Genomic DNA, 15,774 nt, shown 5'->3' with positions numbered 1-15,774 from the left:
ATATTTTTGCCAACCTTCACAAGGATGCCATTATCTAGACTACATAGATGATATTTTTTGTCAATGCGTAAGTCCTATTATCTTTGAAATACTGCATATCATAACTCGTGCTTAAATCTCCTAAAATTCCTCCTGTTGCTGAAATCAGAAAAATCACATTACTATTATTGCATAACATGGAATTTATCTTGAATTCAGGGGAAGTCAATATAGCCGTACTACCAATAGAAACTTCTCTAAGGGCGCGATCGATCAGATTATTTTTAGGATTTTGATAACGAGAAATTTCTTTGATATTTACGATCGACTTATAACTTTCATAGACATAGGCAATATTTAAGTATTTTAGCAGTTGATTTTGCGAGGGGCTTTCTTCACTTGCCTTTTGGACTCTAGCTATTTGTTTCGACCAAATTTCTAAAGAACGGGATTGAGAATCTTCAGCATCTAAGACGTTAGCCAGAAAATCTTTGATGGTTTTGATTTGCGATCGCACAGCTAGAATGGCATAAATTAACTCTGCTAGAGAGGTATTATCTGCCACTTTTTCCTCTGTGATTTGGACGTGCCCGCCAGAAGGTTTGGTTAAAAACAATTTTTGCAGAGGTTCTAGGTTGTAGATGTATAGGTTGTTGTATGCAAAAATGTTCATTAAATCATCACATATTTTATTGTAAAGCTTTTGAGTAATCAACAAACTTCTATTATTCTGGAATTTTGAAATAACTCTGGATAACATTTCAAAATCTACTATAATGTGATTTTGTTCATCATGATTATCGAAAATTTCCAAAATTTGTTTCAGTGATTCGTCAAGCCCCTTTTTAATTCCTACTATCTTTTGTAAAAAATTGATAGAGTTTCCCTCCTCAACAGTCAGTCTTTGATATGTGCGGGCGAATTTTTGCAATTTTTCTTCTAGAACTTTGTCTTTTTCCAAGTGTTCTTGAAATTCGTAAAAAGCTCCCTTATTCTTATCTAAAACATTTAGAAAATCTCTGTTTTCATTGTTTTGAGTTGAAAACAGCATCGAAAATTCTCTATTGATAGATGACAGCGCATTATTGATTGCCAGTTTTTCAGGAGAGATGATATCAATCTTCTCCTCTAGCATAATTTGATAGCCATCTTCCTGCTCATCCAAGGCAAGTATAAACTTTCGGGAGTTGTCTGTATGCTCAATAACGTATTTATCGAGATGACTGCTTTTCTTTACCCATTTTGTACCGTTGTGGATAAAGTACGGAATAAGCGTTTCAAATTTATCATACGTGAGCATCAAAATTCCAGATTTGTTTTGCAGAAGATGAAGGGGAAAAAATATTTCAATTAACTTTAAACATTCAGCAGGACAGTTACTTTTATCTAATTCACATTTGATAAAAAATTCTAAAAACCTTTCAATTAAAGAATTCAGTTCCCATATTGCTTTATCTGTCTCAGATTTATTAAAATCCTCATCTCCAAAACCTGTGTTTTTTACATATTCAAGGCGTTTAATCACATCTTTCACTTTCTCAAGGTTTCGTCTATTTGCCTGAACCTTTTCATCAGTACATACTTTTCGATCGATCTTCCAAATTTTTTTGTTTTTTAGAATTGAAGATATCAATTCCTTGTATAATTTGATATACTCATCCGTCGTTTTCATTGGTAACGAATTTATTTTATAGACGGGAATATCTGGGTATTGGCTCTCAACTGAAGTTGGAACACATAAGTGTTCTCTCAATGGCGCAACATATATGCCGATTATTTGAATAGTTGAATGTTCTTCTATGGTTTTATAAATCGCTTGAAACAATTGGTGAGTTTTTCCTGAACCCGTACCATAATTGATAAGTTTTAGTTGGGGACGATTTTCGAGAAAGCTATCTTCAATAGTTGTAAGGTAGGAATTAATAATTTTGCAACGAACTGATTCTAACTGCTGATTAAGATCGTCTGTTTGCTTTTGCATTATGTGTTATCACCTTATCTAGAGTAAATACATATCGTGGGATAGTCTTTTCTTTGACTGATACCCATAGTAGCGCCTGAACTCTTGTGCTTTGTATCGTAAATTGCTAAACACCAGTTTTTTGGCATCTTTCTGTGCCTGTTTGGTATATACCAAATTCCAATTCACCACTCCAACTGACGATCGCACTCCTCGATCGGCGTTGCCATTCCTTCCCGAATCGATTCCCGCATCCCCGGCACTGAGAGAAGATACAGTGTTTCACGGGCAACGGATGCCGAGTCAGCTTCAGACAATAATACTGTATTGCTAGTCTGTCCTGCGATCGCGATCGGTTGAAGTGACTGACTCATGGGAGCGATCGACTGCTGCAACTGATCTTGAGCTTCATTAAACGGAACTCGGTTGTAGTGCTTGAATTCACAATGTTTCTGGATCGAGTTTTTCGGTTTTGCCTGCATGATACTCAGCCATTGCGGTCACTGCGAGTTTAGCAAGAGCATCTGGGGGACAGGAGAATACTTGATCCCAGCGCCTATCGTCTTCAAGTTCTTCCAGAATCATTGAAGCGAGGGCATCTTGCTCGCTGGCAGACAATGTTTTCAACTTGGCGATCCTCTTCGAGGGCTCCGCTAACACACGTTCGAGTAACTCAGTCATGGCTACCATACTTTTACACTAAAATGGCATCCTATCCATTCTCCATTGTTTCAGACAACTTGAGGCTAGGCTCAACAAATGGCAGGCTAATTATCATCATTAATAACTACAGGAGACCCACTTCTATGTTTTCTACTAGCTTTTTTATGCACTTAAATACATCTCTATATCTCGCCAATGCCGGAATTCCACTATTCAGTCAGAGTGTTGTCTATCAAATTGTTTTGCTAATTCCCATTATCGCGATAGAAGCTTATATTCACAAAAAACTACTCAACGTGAGTATTCTAAAAGCAATTTTTATTGCTTTTATAACAAATATCATATCGACGATAGGGGGAGGTTTTATTATCCTATGTATTGGGGCGTTTATTGGACATATCGTCTTCCACACAACCGTGCCTGTACAGCCTGGTTCTTTTCCATTTCTGCCGTTGGAAATTATGATTACACTCATTCCTATGTTTTTCTTTTCCGTTTACCTAGAATTATTAATAGGGATTTGGGGACTAAAAATAATTGAAAAATACAAAGTTAATAAATCATTTTTAATAGCTAATTCATTCACTTACTTAATGCTTGAGGTATTAGCTTTTACCCAACTTGTTAAGGGATACATTGAAGGGCGTGGCTAACCCAAACGTTCTATATCGTCGGATCACTGATTGACATCTTCAGCCACCATCATTGCATTGATGTGGGTAAAGATACGATCTAATTCCCCCATAGCGTCGAGTTCCCATACCTCTTCGGCCATTAGTTGATCTGCCTTCTTCTTCTCTAACAATTCTTCCATCCGCTGTTGCAGCGGTTCACTAAATTTGAACAACTTCCACCCCTCGACTTTTTCAATGCAAATCTCATGGATTAACGAGGAGGGTTTGTTGAGAATTGAAACCATTGTAGGCTCCCAGCTTCGGGTTTTAGGTAGTGACTAGATTATAGCTTTTATTAAATCTGCCAGATTTAATGCTCCAACCGAGAACCTTCAAATTACCGCCAAAACCAGTGACTTAAACAGCCAAACGGCGTTACGGTTCAAGTCGGATGATATTCATCCCTGCTTATTTGCCATCGCCATATCTTGCCTTCTTCAGGATCGTCCACCTCTGCAATGAACTTCATTCCCACTTTTTGCAACACCCTATTCGAGGCATTTTTTTCAGCTAAAGTGTGGGCGATGACTGCTTTAACCTCCTCGTGAGCGAAAGCATAATCGATCATTCCCTGTGCCACCTCAGTTGCAAATCCGCGATTCCAATATTCGGAAGCAATTTCATAACCTATCTCTATAGTCCCCGACTCATCAGGTGAGCCTGTGAAACCTCCGTTGCCAACCAGCACTTGATTTTGTGGATGAATAAAGAAGTAGTTGCGCCAGTCAGTTGGAGGCGGATTGGATTCGCAAGCTTCGTCAGCCGGGAGGGAAAATGCTTCTGGGAAAAGAGGCCAGCTATTAGGCACTATGACATTTAAAATTGCTGCAAGCTCGCTTTTACTTCGTAAGAAAGCTTCTACGTGAATCCTTTGGACGGCAAGTAGTTGAAGATTCTTAGTTGTAATCATTTTTCTACCTTGTTTAACCAAGTATTAAATAACACTATAGACACTAACGAAATGCTGTTCTCGGAACCCTGGCGAGTTGGTAAGCACCCCGACTGTCCAACAATTGATATTGATTTGGCTGCAATCCTAATTCCACAAATTTTTCTGGATATCCCAGCAACAAAATAGAGGGAGAAGTTGGGTTTTTAGACTCCTTAATGTAGTCGATCGCCCTTCTGACAGCTCGGTAGTAAGTCACCGGCCCTTCGGTATAAAAGACCAGACTGGGTTTCCAGAAACCAACCATAATAAACTCTTCCCCCGGCAGTTTTTGTTGAACCGCAACCTGCGCTAACTGTCTCAGAGGTAACTGGCGGTTGATATCGACGACTTTGTAGGCTGGAGTAAGACCAAAGATGATAAATGCTACTAACCCGATGAAGTTAGCAACCAAAATCCAGCGCTGTTGCCGCTTCCAAAGTAAAAGTGCGATCGCCACCGCTGTAGTTATCCAAATCGCACCGCCGACAATCAGCAATCCCGACTCCTGAATTGCTTGAGGAAAATTGGGCATAGCCGGGTCATCTCCCAACCAGTTGTAGCTGTAGAAAGTTGCTCCGGCTACAATTAATAAAAATATGACATTAAAAATGTATGTAACTAACAGCCCTCGCGGTAAAGAATTAGGTTTTTTTTCTAAATTTCCCCGCCTGTTTTCAGGTTCGTTGCCTGCAATAATATCGCTCCACAGTAGCGTTACCAAAATCGCAGCGGCGGGGATTAAAGGCAATACATAACTCGGCAATTTGGTCACGGCGATCGTAAAAAAACCAAAGATGCAGCCGAACCAAAATAAAGCAAATAAACTCAACTGAGCCGATCGCGGTTGACGGCGCCAGTAACTGCGCTGCCAAAAACGGGTGCGGGCGATCGCCACCGGCAAATAAATCGACCAAGGTGCAAAACCAACTAGCACTACAAAAAAGTAAAAATACCAAGGCGCCGAGTGTTTGTTGACTACTCCAGTAAAACGCTGGAAATTGTGATAGCCGAAAAAACTGTCAATATAAGTTTGACCGTTGTCTAAAATAACGAAAATGTACCAAGGCAGGGCGATCGCCAGAATAATTAAGATTCCCGACACCGGACGCATTTCGCGCCAAAGTTGGCGAAAATTTCCCAAATAAAGCCCGAAGCTGCCAACAATCAGCGCTGGAACGACAATTCCTACAGGCCCCTTAGCCAGAATTGCTAAGGCAATTAGTACGTAAAAAGTCAGATACCACTTATTGGGAAATCGGGAAGCGGAAACAGTGGAAAATTCTGCTTTTTCTCTCTGTTCTTCTAGAGTGTAACCGAGAAAGAATGCGAGCAGTGCCGAACACATACAACTAACTAATAGCATATCTGAAACGCCAGTCCGTCCCCAGGCAATAGTTTGGGGATTTAAAGCTATTAGCGCCGCACCAATCCAAGGAGTAGAAAAAAAGATTGGGAGACGGGGAGTTTTGAGTTGTGAGTTGTTATTCTCTGTTTCTTCTTCCGGCTTCCATCGGACTTCTTCCTGCTTCCTGACATCCGTTAAATCCCGTACAGTTCTCGTTGCCGAACTTCCTTCTTCCTTCGATAGGGTATAAAATCCGAGGCAAGTCAGACCGATCGCGCACAAGGCCGAGGGAAGACGCACGGCCCATTCGTTAACGCCCAGAGTGCGGTAAGCCACCGCCATCAGCCAGTAAATCAACGGCGGCTTGTCAAACCTCGTTTCGCCGTTGAAATAAGGAGTGATCCAATCTCCTGTCACCGTCATTTGACGGGCGGCTTCGGCAAACAACGGTTCGGTTTCGTCAACTAAACCGATGTTGCCGAGATTCCACAAGAAACCTACCCAGGCGATCGCGCACAGCCATAAAATCGATAGCAGCAAAGGTGCGATCGGGCGATTTCTAAACTCTGACAAACTTTTAATAACTTCCTTCACCCAAACTTCCTGCGATTTTAGATTTAAAATTTTAGCTCGCTTAGAGAGTCTACCGAAAGATTCGCATTCTCGAAACTCCCAACTCGATCGAATCTGGTTAAACTCAGATGTTGCACCATTCTCAACAAGCCTTTCATGAACAGGCCGGAAAGCCTTTTCTTTATAATGATGCGGCTATGTGAGGTTAACTCACATAGCCACACCCTTCTCAACAAGACCGGATCAATCGGCTTTCTCGACCAAAATCTCCGCACCAGCAGCTAAGCCTTCACGGCTGCAAAATTAACTGCCATTCTCCGGCTGTGCTGTTCCAAGCCGGCGAGGGTGTCTCCCCGGCGACAAAAGGCCCCCAGTAGCGGCGAGAACCATCCTGAGCAAAAACCACCAGAATGTCTCCCCGTTTGACTTGTAACTTGCCCTCCGGCAGCGATAGCATCAGTCCCTTGCCACCGCCTTCCCCCGGCGCAAAATCCCAGTGCGCTGGTTTTCCATAGGATTCCTTGGCTTGCCGTTTCGACAGCAGGGCCACTCGCACTGGGTGTTCGCTGCGGTTGCTGACGCGCAAAAGGCCGGAGGCTTTAGCATTTACAGGGACTGAGGCAAGCAATTCCTCCTCTGCATCTCGGGGGGTTGGTGTTGAGTCGGGCTTGGGCTCGCTGGTCGTGTCGGCAGAAGCTGTGGCGACTGGGGAAACGGGGAGTGTGGGGGGATATGCGGTGGCTTGTGAGGGCCAATCGCTGGAAGGATTTGAACCGTTGGAGATAGTGATTTCAAAACGTCCTAGAAACATTCCTGTAATTAGGACGATCGACACTCCAATTACGATCTGGTAAATTTTAAGATTCATAAATTTTAGGCTTACAGGATAGACTGCACCGGTAATGAGTCTTAACTATTTTTAATGTAAAACCAGGGGCTGCTGTGCCACAAGATACAGTTACACTTAATTAATTGACCGTTCTCGGCTATAAGTCCGCGATCGCTCAATACCATCTTAGATGTTAAATTTGAGATTTTAGATGGCGACATACTGACTCCGGTAAGGATTTGGAGTTGGTCCGGAGGGTCATTTGTTTACTTATCGGTATAGCTTTTAATACCAGTTGAAAAAAAGAGTACCACTATAGGCCCGTACTCCAAACCCCAATAGTTATCAGTAATTCCGCATCTCAAATCTCAAATGGTATAACTTTTATGCAGAATACCCGAATTAACAGATTAATTGATGTTCTGGGCGATCGCTTCCGAGGCTGGCTCAACAATCCTTGGCGACGGATTTCGCTCCTGTTAATTAGCCTGCTGTTCGGCACTTTTTTGGGAACAGCTATTTCGACGATCGCGGGACAATCTGCTGAGTGGGATATTATCGCGGCCGGGCTGTTGGTGTTGTTGACGGAGTTCGCCAACTGGCTGATTTATGCCCGCCTGCGGCCTGTAGCAGGTTCTTTTTCGGTGGATATGCTCAATGCTCTGAAAATTGGTATCACTTACAATTTATTTGTGGAGGCTTTCAAACTAGGTTCTTAAAAACTTTTTGAATCGGCGCGGGTTTAGGATGAAATATTTTTCAATTGCAGATAGTATTTGTACAAAACCCCCCCCCGCATAGAGAGTTTTTAGGATATGGATCGATCAACTATAACCCCTGTTGAACTTTTACATCGGTGGCAAGCTGGCGATCGCCCGATCGCTCCCGACTTCGATCGACTCGCTTTGTGGGAACTTGCGGATGATGTGCGAGCGCGCGCTTTTGGCATTACTCCCGACAATGTAGCCGATGTTGTCCGCTGCAAAACCGATTTATTCTTTTCTCTTCTTAACGAACTGCATACTTTCCCCCTAAAGTCAACTGTTTTCATCGAAACTTTGTGGAATCTTTGGCTGCCGCTGGCAATGCAATTATCGGCTGCAAAACAAAGTTTAAACCGTCCTTTAATTCAAGGAATTTTAGGAGTGCAAGGAACGGGAAAAACTACTTTATGCCAAGTTTTGAGGCTGATTCTGGGAAAATTGGGATATTCTACTGTCAGCCTTTCTTTAGACGATCTTTACAAGACTTATGCCGATCGCCAACAACTCCAAAAAGCCGACCCGCGTTTAATTTGGCGCGGCCCTCCCGGCACTCACGATATTGACTTGGGAATCGCAGTTTTAGACAAGTTGCGCGCTTCTCAAACTCACAATTTAGCAGCAGTTGACAATCCCAAATTAGATGCCCTCCAACCCGATTTAATTAATAAAAATATAGAAATTCCCAGGTTTGACAAATCTGCCTATGGAGGTGCAGGAGATAGAAGTCAACCCGAAATTATTTCTGGGGCGGATATTGTACTTTTTGAAGGTTGGTTTGTCGGCGTGAATCCGGTGGTTGATGCCAAATTAAACGAGTTCTTGGCGGCTGCACCGTTTCCGATTTCCACAGAAAGCGACTGTCAGTTTGCGCGCGATATGAATGCGAAGTTGCACGACTATTTGCCGCTGTGGAACCGATTAGATCGGTTGATGGTTTTGTATCCCCAAGATTATCGCCTTTCTCAAGTGTGGCGCAATCAGGCGGAACGGGAAATGACGGCGGCGGGGAAGTCGGGAATGTCAGAAGCTGAAATTAATCGGTTTGTCGAATATTTCTGGAAAGCGCTGCATCCAGAGTTATTTATTAAGTCGATGCTGGAGGGCGATCGCGTTGATTTAGTAATTGAAATTTTGGGCGATCGCACTGTCGGCAAAATTTGTCGGGCGATCGACTTAAAATTAAGCGATTAGGGACACTAAAAATTAAAGATTTAAGGACACAACAATGTTGTGTCCCTACTGTATTGCATCTTATCGTGCACTCACTTGACCATTCAGGACTTATGCAAAACGTGATTTGACGCGGTAATTATAGGGGTGAGGTGGGGCATCAGCACCCTACAATACAGAGGTTTTGCATCGAGGATCGAGAATTTCTAAATTAACTGCCAGGAGTCCCAAGATCGATCGCTTTCTGCATCAAATCGTCTGTAACTTCGCCCGGTGTACCTGCAGGCGTAATGTCCTGAGCCATCGAACGAAAATCAGCGGGATTGCCGCTTGTATCTGCTGGCTTTGCAATATTATCTTGAGGAGCGGGAATAGGAAATTTAGGTGCAGTTGCAGCGGCGGCAGCTTGAGCGCCGGCACCAGTGCGATCGATGTCACTAACGCTGAATTCTTTTGAAGCTTCGTAGTCTGCTGATACATCCACGGTCGGCAACTTTTGTTCTCCAGCTTCCGCGCTTTCAGTGATCTGCTGAGCGTCAAAGTTTTCAGTGTTATTGACTTCTGTATTGATTTGAGACATAGCCGACTCCTTGCTAGTTTTATTTAACAATTCACTGTATCAATTATTACTTTACTCCCTGGCTTTTTCATCTACCCGCAGATGTATCGTTGGCTTCTATCTTAAGGATGATTTATTCTAGGTTAGTGCCTTAACATTAGATCACTTTCCGAAAAGAATGCAGCTTTAGGCAAGCTCCCAACCCATACATACTAAGCCATTCCCCATTGTTTAATCTAAAATATAAAATCTAAAAACTAAAATTGTATTACCTCTCGGGGATGGTGACTTGTACTTACAAATCTTGATATTTGTATATTCTGGAAGCATTTTTAAGGAATTTTGTTTATGAACTCACCCGCCGCCACCAATCCTCACTCTCTCTCCAACGACACTAAAAACATCGTTCAGACAATCAACGGGTTGGGTACAGATGAAAAACTGGCGCTGCTCTACTTTGTTTATGAAAAAATGGGAGATTCAATTACGCCAGCCGCTCCCGCCGCCGCCGACCCACAATTAGCTCCCATGCTGCTGGATGATTTTTACAAGCTTTCCCATGACCAACAACTGAATATAATGCGCGGTATTGTTAACCGCGACGACACGCCCTATTCCCACGCTTACGGAGCTTTGACTGCTAACAATCAGTTGGTGGTTTGGTATGCTTGGGCTATTGGTATGGGGGAAACAATTGTCGATATCCCCGAAGGATATGAGGCAACTGAGGCTGTCAATGGTGTGTTGGGTCAAATTGAAGGTCTTGAGTTTGAACAGCAAATTACAGTGCTGCGCGACGTAGCTAATAATATGGGCTACACCGATGTTAAACCAATTGCTACTCAGGCGGAAGTAGGGAAAACTTCTAGTCTGTAGGTAAGAGTCTGCTGTTGCAACCTATCATACACAAACTCTCCTCCTAGCAGAGAGGGACTCAAGAATAAAGGAATTACCCAAAACCTCTATATGTAGGGTGCGCCGAGGTGCACCCTACCCCTATAATTAGTAGGTAAAACCTTTTTTGGCTCTTACTCATATTTATTCTTTCGTGTCTTAGAGAGGGACGAAAGTTTTTGTATGAGCAGTTAAAATCGGCTCTTCTGAGAAATATAAAAAGGTTTTAAGTCAGCAAGTGAGTTGTTTAGGGTAAATTTTTCGCGGGAATTCCATCCGAAAGATAGAACCTTTTTTGGGGGAACTTTCGGCAGTAATTGTACCGTCGATCATCTTGACTAAAGAAGCACAAATAGCTAGTCCTAAACCGGTGCCTGGATATGGGCGACTTGTGGTTTGGTCGCCTTGGCGGAACTTGTCGAAAATGTGGGGAAGATCCTTTTCACAGATGCCGATTCCTGTATCCCGAACGGTGATAATTAGCCGATCGCCCTTTAATTGCCGCACCTCAATGTAGATGCTGCCCTCATGGGTGAATTTAACCGCGTTGGAAACGAGATTCACCAAAATTTGCCGCAGGCGCAACTTGTCATTAACTATCAACTGATCCTGCAAGCAGACACTGACGGACAATGCCACGTTCTTATCGGTGGCTTGATTTCCGAATTCCAGGGCGACATCCATTACTAAATGCGCTAAATTAAATTTTTCAATTTTTAATTCTGTGTGGCCACTCTCGATTTTGGAGAGGTCGAGGATATCGTTAATTAGCAGTAGCAGGTTTTTGCCGTTATGTAAAATGCGCCCCACCATTTCTGTTTGCTGGGCGCTCAGCAGTTGTTTGTGCTGGCGCAGCAGCAATTGGGAAAAGCCGATAATCGAATTCATGGGAGTTCGCAATTCGTGGGACATGATGCCCAAAAATTGCGATTTTAACTTGGCTGCTTCTAGCAGTTGCAACTTTTGCTGTTGAATGCGTCGCCCCTGATTTTCGAGTTCTTCCTGCTGGCGAATTAGCAGCTCGTTTTGCAAGTCTAAAAGCTGTTCCTGCTTTTTTAATTTTTCGATCGCCAGTGCGTTGTTAATTGCCATCGCCGCTTGTTTTCCCATCACCGCCAGCAGTTGCTGAGTATGCCCGTCAATCGCCGCGCTGTCCTTCCCGTTGCCGATGGCCAGCACACCCAAACGCCCGCTCGGCCCGGACTCGATCGCCGCTGCACAAGCCGCCGCCGGCAGCAAGCCTTTGCGGCACTCCGACCGCCACAGTACAGACTCTCCCGTCGCAAATGCTTTCCACAGCAGCTTGTTTTGCACGTGCGGGGTTTTGCCCCCACCAAAGTTTTCCGTACCCCCGACAGCGCTGAGTTTGAGACCGCTGCAATCGGACTCCAGGAGAGCAACTAGGCAAAATTCCGCTCCTGCGATCGCCTCTACAGTCGCATCCGCAATGCCTTGCAACAACTGGCATAAGCTACCCGCCCGCTGGCTCAATATATTTGTAAACCGCTCTATCACCTGCAAATCTCGCCCAGCCTCTATTACCGTCCGGGCTTCGCACAATTTTTCAGCTTTGAAGTTAGCTTCCGATCGCGCTTGATGCGGCCAAAACTCTTGTTCTGCTTGGGGTTCGGCTTTAGTTTGTTTGATCGGTTCCATATCTGTGTAGGTTCCCACCCACTCCAAAACTTCCTGACTGTCTAGATTAGCGGGCCCTCCTCTCGCGACGTTCCAGCGGTATGTGCCCTCTCGCGTCTGCAGACGAAATATAATTTCGTAGCTTGGCGACGGGCACTTAGAAGTGTGCGATCTCGCCAATAGACGAGGGCGGTCTTCTGGGTGGACGCGCGCCAGATAGCCGAAACCCAAAGCTGCTGCTGCTGGTACCCCGGTGTACTCCTCCCAGCGCTGACAGAAATAAGTCGCCCAGCCGTCGGCATTTGTTTTCCAAACTATGTGAGGAATTGCCGACCACAGGCGATCGTCCTGAGTTTTTCCGTGGTCAACTTGCGGTTGGGGGGATGTTATTTCAGATACTTTGTGTAAGATTTCAGAGTCGGAAAACTCCGACTGAAAAGACTTATTGCCGTGATACTGAGTCATAACAGGTTATATAAATAAGCATTGGACTAGAGCCCTAACACCGGCTAAAGACTCGTGCTGCTAGCTTTATTGATTTTGACGAGCCAAGTGCATCAAAATTTTTTATACTTTAAATCTATCTGGGTAGTGGTATTTTTACCTCTATCAACGGGCGGACAATGAGATAATTCAGTTAAACTGTTAAAACGTTGAGAGCTTACCGGTCCCGATCGGGTTCGTGCAGGCATCGCCGCAAAATAACTTAAAAATTAACTTGCATTCTTGGCGGCTGCATGAGTATGCTTAAAAATGATGTGCAGCCTGTAAAACCCTAAATCAGGACACATTCTCAAATTTACTCAGTTTAGCTGAGTCAGTTGACGATATTTTAAAAGTTTAGCGGACTATTGGAAGAAAGATGAGTAAAATTCGCGTTGCTTTGGTAGAAGACCATGACCTGACAAGAGTCGGCATCCGCACAGCTTTACAACAGCGTGACACGATAGAAGTTGTCGGCGATGCAGCTAACGCTACAGAGGGATTGAAACTGCTTCAGTCTTCAAAACCTGACGTTGCAATTGTAGATATTGGCTTGCCGGATTTTGATGGCATTGAACTTACACAAAAGTTCAAGAAATCGGTAGCGGAGTCCGATCCGGATACAAAAATTTTGATTCTGACTTTTCAGGACAATGAAGAAGAAGTTCTGGCAGCTTTTGCCGCTGGAGCTGACTCTTACTGCATGAAAGATATTAGCTTCGATCAGTTATTAGATGTTGTAAAAGTAACTCACGAAGGTAACTCTTGGATCGATCCGGCGATCGCCCGCATTGTCCTGAAACAAGCTCGCACTCAGGAAGCCGCGCCGGAAGAACCGAAGGCTGAGGGCAAAAGAGTCACAATTAAGGCTGCTGAACCTGAGTTCAGTCACATCATTGAGACTTACCCTTTAACCGAACGGGAATTAGAAGTTTTGGAACTGATCGTGCAGGGTTACAGCAATGCTGCAATCGCCGAAAAGCTGTACATTACTGTCGGTACAGTCAAGACTCACGTCCGCAATATTTTGAATAAGTTGTGCGCTGATGACCGCACTCAGGCAGCCGTTCTTGCCCTGCGTTCTGGCTTGGTTGGATGAAGCCCGATCATCAGGCAAAATCAAGTTAAAAGTAGGGTGCGCTGGGCGCACCTTACGGCCACGGATTAAGGGTGTGCAGTGCACACCGACTCACTAATTGTTACCAAAAAATTAGGGTAGGCAGTGTGCACCCGCCGAGCAATTGTTTGTTGTTAAAAAAAAGGTAAACTTTAAAGTTACATCTATCCCAGTACAGATATTTTTTTATCTTTTAATCAGTAAATCTACCTTAAGATAGATGCTGAAAAAATAGCGTATTACTAATATTTGTTGTTTAGCAATCCCCAGTTAGGTAAATTTCGCTGGCACTGCCAATATTGCGCGATATCAATTCATAAAAGGCGGAGACAGAGGCCTGATTACGAGACTTTTAGGAAGAGTTAAGCCTTAAAAAAATTATATCCGTAGAGTGATGCCTGAGTTCGCTTAAATTTGCGAAATTAAAAGTATCAACTGCTACTGAAATATTTTAGAAAGAGGTATTATGGCCGCCCCAATTGAATTCAAGTTATTTGCTCCCTACAACAAAGGAGCTGCCTTGATTGGCTCTTTTTCTAATTGGGAAGATATTCCGATGGAAAAGGACGAAGAAGGTTATTTTCGCACGCGAGTTGAGTTGGAGGATGGCGTTTATCAATACAAATTTCGCGTTCAGTCGAAAAGCTGGTTTCTGGAAGCAGATCAGTGGGTAGATGTGGTAGATCCCTACGCGACTGACATCGACGATCCTACTCAAAACGGCATTGTTCGGATCAAAGATGGCGATCGCATTATCGATACCTATGTTTGGAAACACGACGATAAACCGCTACCGGCCGATCGGGAATTAGTGATTTATGAAATGCACGTTGCCGACTTTTCCGGTGGCGAAGCAGACCCGCTGGCCCGCGGCAAGTACAAGCACGTCGTCGAAAAACTCGATTACCTAGTCGAACTCGGCGTCAACGCGATCGAACTCATGCCCCTCAAAGAATACCCAGGCGACTACAGTTGGGGCTACAACCCGCGCTACTTCTTCGCTGCCGAGTCCAGCTACGGAACCACAGAAGAACTCAAAAACCTGATAGACGAGTGTCACGGGCGCGGGATTCGCGTGATCATGGACGGGATTTACAACCACTCGGAAGCATCGAGCCCCCTCACTCAAATCGATCACGATTATTGGTATCACCATGAACCCCGCGATCCAGACAACAATTGGGGCCCGGAATTTAACTACGAATTCTACGACGAAAACTTAGGAACTTTCCCCGCACGCAGATTTGCTGGCGATACAGTCCGCTTCTGGATTCAAGAATATCATCTCGACGGCATTCGTTTCGACGCCGCCCGACAAATTGCTAACTACGATTTCATGCACTGGGTAGTTCAAGAAGCCAAAAATGCCGCCGGCCCCAAACCGTTTTACACCGTTGCCGAATACATTCCCGACGAGCCCAGCATCACCAATCTAGACGGGCCGATGGACGGCTGCTGGCACGACAGTTTCTATCACTCCATAATTCCACAACTGTGCGGGGACAATTTTGATTTAGAACGGCTCAAAGAGGTAATCGACTGTAAGCAGCAAGGTTACTTGGGTGCTACGAATGTAGTCAATTATTTGAGCAATCACGATCACGATCGCATTTTTGCCGAATTGGGCGATCGCGGAATTTTGGATGAAGCCGCCTTCAAGCGGGCAAAGTTGGGAACCGTGCTGTTAATGACAGCAGTTGGCGTGCCGCTGATTTGGATGGGCGAAGAATTTGGCGAATACAAAGGCAAAACAATTGAGCAATCTAAAATTGACTGGACGCTGCTAGGAAATGACCTGAATAAAGGTTTGTGGGAATACTACAAAGGCTTGATTCACCTGCGTAAAAATAACCAAGCACTTTACACAGAAAACATCGAGTTTTTCCACGAAGACCCCGACTCGAAAGTTTTTGCTTACACTCGCTGGAACGATGAAGGTTCCAGAGTTGTAGTAGTGGCGAATATGTCGGAAAATTATCTGGCAGGTTACAGCGTTCCCCACTTCCCTGCCAACGGAACTTGGCACGAATGGACTGGGAATTATGATGTTGAATCTGGCGATGACAATATTATGATTGACTTGCCGGAATACGAAGCGAAAGTGTTTGTTTGGCAGTAAGGAATGAGAATTAAATAACTTACAATTTTGATGGTTCTTGTGGGATGGGCGTCCCGCCCGTCCAGAAAGGGCGGGCGTC

15 protein-coding genes are annotated in these 15,774 nt (G+C 44.3%); 6 read left to right on the top strand and 9 right to left on the bottom strand.

Going from position 1 to position 15,774, the window contains the following annotated elements; all coding sequences use genetic code 11:
- Window positions 1-34 precede the first annotated feature (34 nt).
- The 3 genes from QUA24_RS22760 to QUA24_RS22750 form a co-directional block, all read right to left on the bottom strand.
- A complete protein-coding gene (locus QUA24_RS22760; RefSeq protein WP_333232276.1) occupies window positions 35-1,960 on the bottom strand; it encodes a hypothetical protein in 1,926 nt (641 codons plus the stop codon).
- Between the two features lie 164 nt (window positions 1,961-2,124).
- Window positions 2,125-2,421, bottom strand: coding sequence for a type II toxin-antitoxin system prevent-host-death family antitoxin (locus tag QUA24_RS22755; RefSeq protein WP_333232275.1), 297 nt, complete (start codon window positions 2,419-2,421; stop codon window positions 2,125-2,127).
- The gene (locus QUA24_RS22750) at window positions 2,381-2,620 is read right to left on the bottom strand and encodes a hypothetical protein (RefSeq protein WP_333209710.1); all 240 of its coding nucleotides are present in this window, start codon (window positions 2,618-2,620) and stop codon (window positions 2,381-2,383) included. The genes QUA24_RS22755 and QUA24_RS22750 overlap by 41 nt, the downstream gene beginning before the upstream one ends.
- Before the next feature lie 125 nt (window positions 2,621-2,745).
- On the opposite strand from QUA24_RS22750, the gene QUA24_RS22745 reads away from it, so the two are divergent.
- Window positions 2,746-3,255, top strand: coding sequence for a hypothetical protein (locus QUA24_RS22745; protein ID WP_333232273.1), 510 nt, complete (start codon window positions 2,746-2,748; stop codon window positions 3,253-3,255).
- 23 nt (window positions 3,256-3,278) lie between these two features.
- Here the strand turns inward: QUA24_RS22745 and QUA24_RS22740 are convergent, their stop codons facing one another.
- From QUA24_RS22740 to QUA24_RS22725, 4 genes are all read right to left on the bottom strand, one after another.
- A complete protein-coding gene (locus QUA24_RS22740; protein WP_333232271.1) occupies window positions 3,279-3,521 on the bottom strand; it encodes a hypothetical protein in 243 nt (80 codons plus the stop codon).
- Between the two features lie 137 nt (window positions 3,522-3,658).
- The gene (locus tag QUA24_RS22735) at window positions 3,659-4,186 is read right to left on the bottom strand and encodes a GNAT family N-acetyltransferase (RefSeq protein WP_333232268.1); all 528 of its coding nucleotides are present in this window, start codon (window positions 4,184-4,186) and stop codon (window positions 3,659-3,661) included.
- 43 nt (window positions 4,187-4,229) lie between these two features.
- A complete protein-coding gene (locus QUA24_RS22730) occupies window positions 4,230-6,146 on the bottom strand; it encodes a glycosyltransferase family 39 protein (RefSeq protein WP_333232267.1) in 1,917 nt (638 codons plus the stop codon).
- Between the two features lie 268 nt (window positions 6,147-6,414).
- The gene (locus tag QUA24_RS22725; protein ID WP_333209700.1) at window positions 6,415-6,993 is read right to left on the bottom strand and encodes a hypothetical protein; all 579 of its coding nucleotides are present in this window, start codon (window positions 6,991-6,993) and stop codon (window positions 6,415-6,417) included.
- 347 nt (window positions 6,994-7,340) lie between these two features.
- Here QUA24_RS22725 and QUA24_RS22720 point away from each other — a divergent pair, with 347 nt between their 5' ends.
- Together QUA24_RS22720 and QUA24_RS22715 are read left to right on the top strand one after the other, a co-directional pair.
- The gene (locus QUA24_RS22720; RefSeq protein ID WP_333209698.1) at window positions 7,341-7,673 is read left to right on the top strand and encodes a DUF565 domain-containing protein; all 333 of its coding nucleotides are present in this window, start codon (window positions 7,341-7,343) and stop codon (window positions 7,671-7,673) included.
- Window positions 7,674-7,769: 96 nt separating this feature from the next.
- On the top strand, window positions 7,770-8,909 hold the full coding sequence (locus QUA24_RS22715; RefSeq protein WP_333232265.1) for a glycerate kinase: 1,140 nt from the start codon (window positions 7,770-7,772) through the stop codon (window positions 8,907-8,909).
- Window positions 8,910-9,099: 190 nt separating this feature from the next.
- Here the strand turns inward: QUA24_RS22715 and QUA24_RS22710 are convergent, their stop codons facing one another.
- A complete protein-coding gene (locus QUA24_RS22710; RefSeq protein WP_333232263.1) occupies window positions 9,100-9,468 on the bottom strand; it encodes a hypothetical protein in 369 nt (122 codons plus the stop codon).
- Window positions 9,469-9,795: 327 nt separating this feature from the next.
- Between QUA24_RS22710 and QUA24_RS22705 the strand changes: the two genes are divergently transcribed.
- A complete protein-coding gene (locus QUA24_RS22705; protein WP_333209692.1) occupies window positions 9,796-10,323 on the top strand; it encodes an orange carotenoid protein N-terminal domain-containing protein in 528 nt (175 codons plus the stop codon).
- A 249-nt stretch (window positions 10,324-10,572) separates the two neighbouring features.
- Here QUA24_RS22705 and QUA24_RS22700 read toward each other — a convergent pair whose 3' ends face one another.
- Window positions 10,573-12,441, bottom strand: a complete 1,869-nt coding sequence (locus QUA24_RS22700) for a PAS domain-containing sensor histidine kinase (RefSeq protein ID WP_333232261.1) — start codon at window positions 12,439-12,441, stop codon at window positions 10,573-10,575.
- Between the two features lie 397 nt (window positions 12,442-12,838).
- Between QUA24_RS22700 and QUA24_RS22695 the strand changes: the two genes are divergently transcribed.
- Both QUA24_RS22695 and QUA24_RS22690 read left to right on the top strand, forming a co-directional pair.
- Complete coding sequence (locus QUA24_RS22695) at window positions 12,839-13,558, top strand: response regulator transcription factor (RefSeq protein ID WP_333082892.1); 720 nt, start codon at window positions 12,839-12,841, stop codon at window positions 13,556-13,558.
- Window positions 13,559-14,042: 484 nt separating this feature from the next.
- Entirely contained in the window at window positions 14,043-15,695 is a 1,653-nt protein-coding gene (locus QUA24_RS22690; protein ID WP_333232259.1) for an alpha-amylase family glycosyl hydrolase, read from the top strand.
- Window positions 15,696-15,774: the final 79 nt, after the last annotated feature.

It is taken from the genome of Microcoleus sp. Pol12B5, assembly GCF_036701335.1.
Taxonomy (GTDB): domain Bacteria; phylum Cyanobacteriota; class Cyanobacteriia; order Cyanobacteriales; family Microcoleaceae; genus Microcoleus.
This window is presented reverse-complemented; position numbering and strand designations above follow the sequence as displayed.

Excerpts from the sequence above, each read along its gene's own strand:
- QUA24_RS22760 (WP_333232276.1), bottom strand. The coding sequence starts at position 1,960 with ATGCAAAAGCAAACAGACGATCTTAATCAGCAGTTAGAATCAGTTCGT.
- QUA24_RS22755 (WP_333232275.1), bottom strand. The coding sequence starts at position 2,421 with ATGCAGGCAAAACCGAAAAACTCGATCCAGAAACATTGTGAATTCAAG.
- QUA24_RS22750 (WP_333209710.1), bottom strand. The coding sequence starts at position 2,620 with ATGACTGAGTTACTCGAACGTGTGTTAGCGGAGCCCTCGAAGAGGATC.
- QUA24_RS22745 (WP_333232273.1), top strand. The coding sequence starts at position 2,746 with ATGTTTTCTACTAGCTTTTTTATGCACTTAAATACATCTCTATATCTC.
- QUA24_RS22740 (WP_333232271.1), bottom strand. The coding sequence starts at position 3,521 with ATGGTTTCAATTCTCAACAAACCCTCCTCGTTAATCCATGAGATTTGC.
- QUA24_RS22735 (WP_333232268.1), bottom strand. The coding sequence starts at position 4,186 with ATGATTACAACTAAGAATCTTCAACTACTTGCCGTCCAAAGGATTCAC.
- QUA24_RS22725 (WP_333209700.1), bottom strand. The coding sequence starts at position 6,993 with ATGAATCTTAAAATTTACCAGATCGTAATTGGAGTGTCGATCGTCCTA.
- QUA24_RS22720 (WP_333209698.1), top strand. The coding sequence starts at position 7,341 with ATGCAGAATACCCGAATTAACAGATTAATTGATGTTCTGGGCGATCGC.
- QUA24_RS22715 (WP_333232265.1), top strand. The coding sequence starts at position 7,770 with ATGGATCGATCAACTATAACCCCTGTTGAACTTTTACATCGGTGGCAA.
- QUA24_RS22710 (WP_333232263.1), bottom strand. The coding sequence starts at position 9,468 with ATGTCTCAAATCAATACAGAAGTCAATAACACTGAAAACTTTGACGCT.
- QUA24_RS22705 (WP_333209692.1), top strand. The coding sequence starts at position 9,796 with ATGAACTCACCCGCCGCCACCAATCCTCACTCTCTCTCCAACGACACT.
- QUA24_RS22700 (WP_333232261.1), bottom strand. The coding sequence starts at position 12,441 with ATGACTCAGTATCACGGCAATAAGTCTTTTCAGTCGGAGTTTTCCGAC.
- QUA24_RS22695 (WP_333082892.1), top strand. The coding sequence starts at position 12,839 with ATGAGTAAAATTCGCGTTGCTTTGGTAGAAGACCATGACCTGACAAGA.
- QUA24_RS22690 (WP_333232259.1), top strand. The coding sequence starts at position 14,043 with ATGGCCGCCCCAATTGAATTCAAGTTATTTGCTCCCTACAACAAAGGA.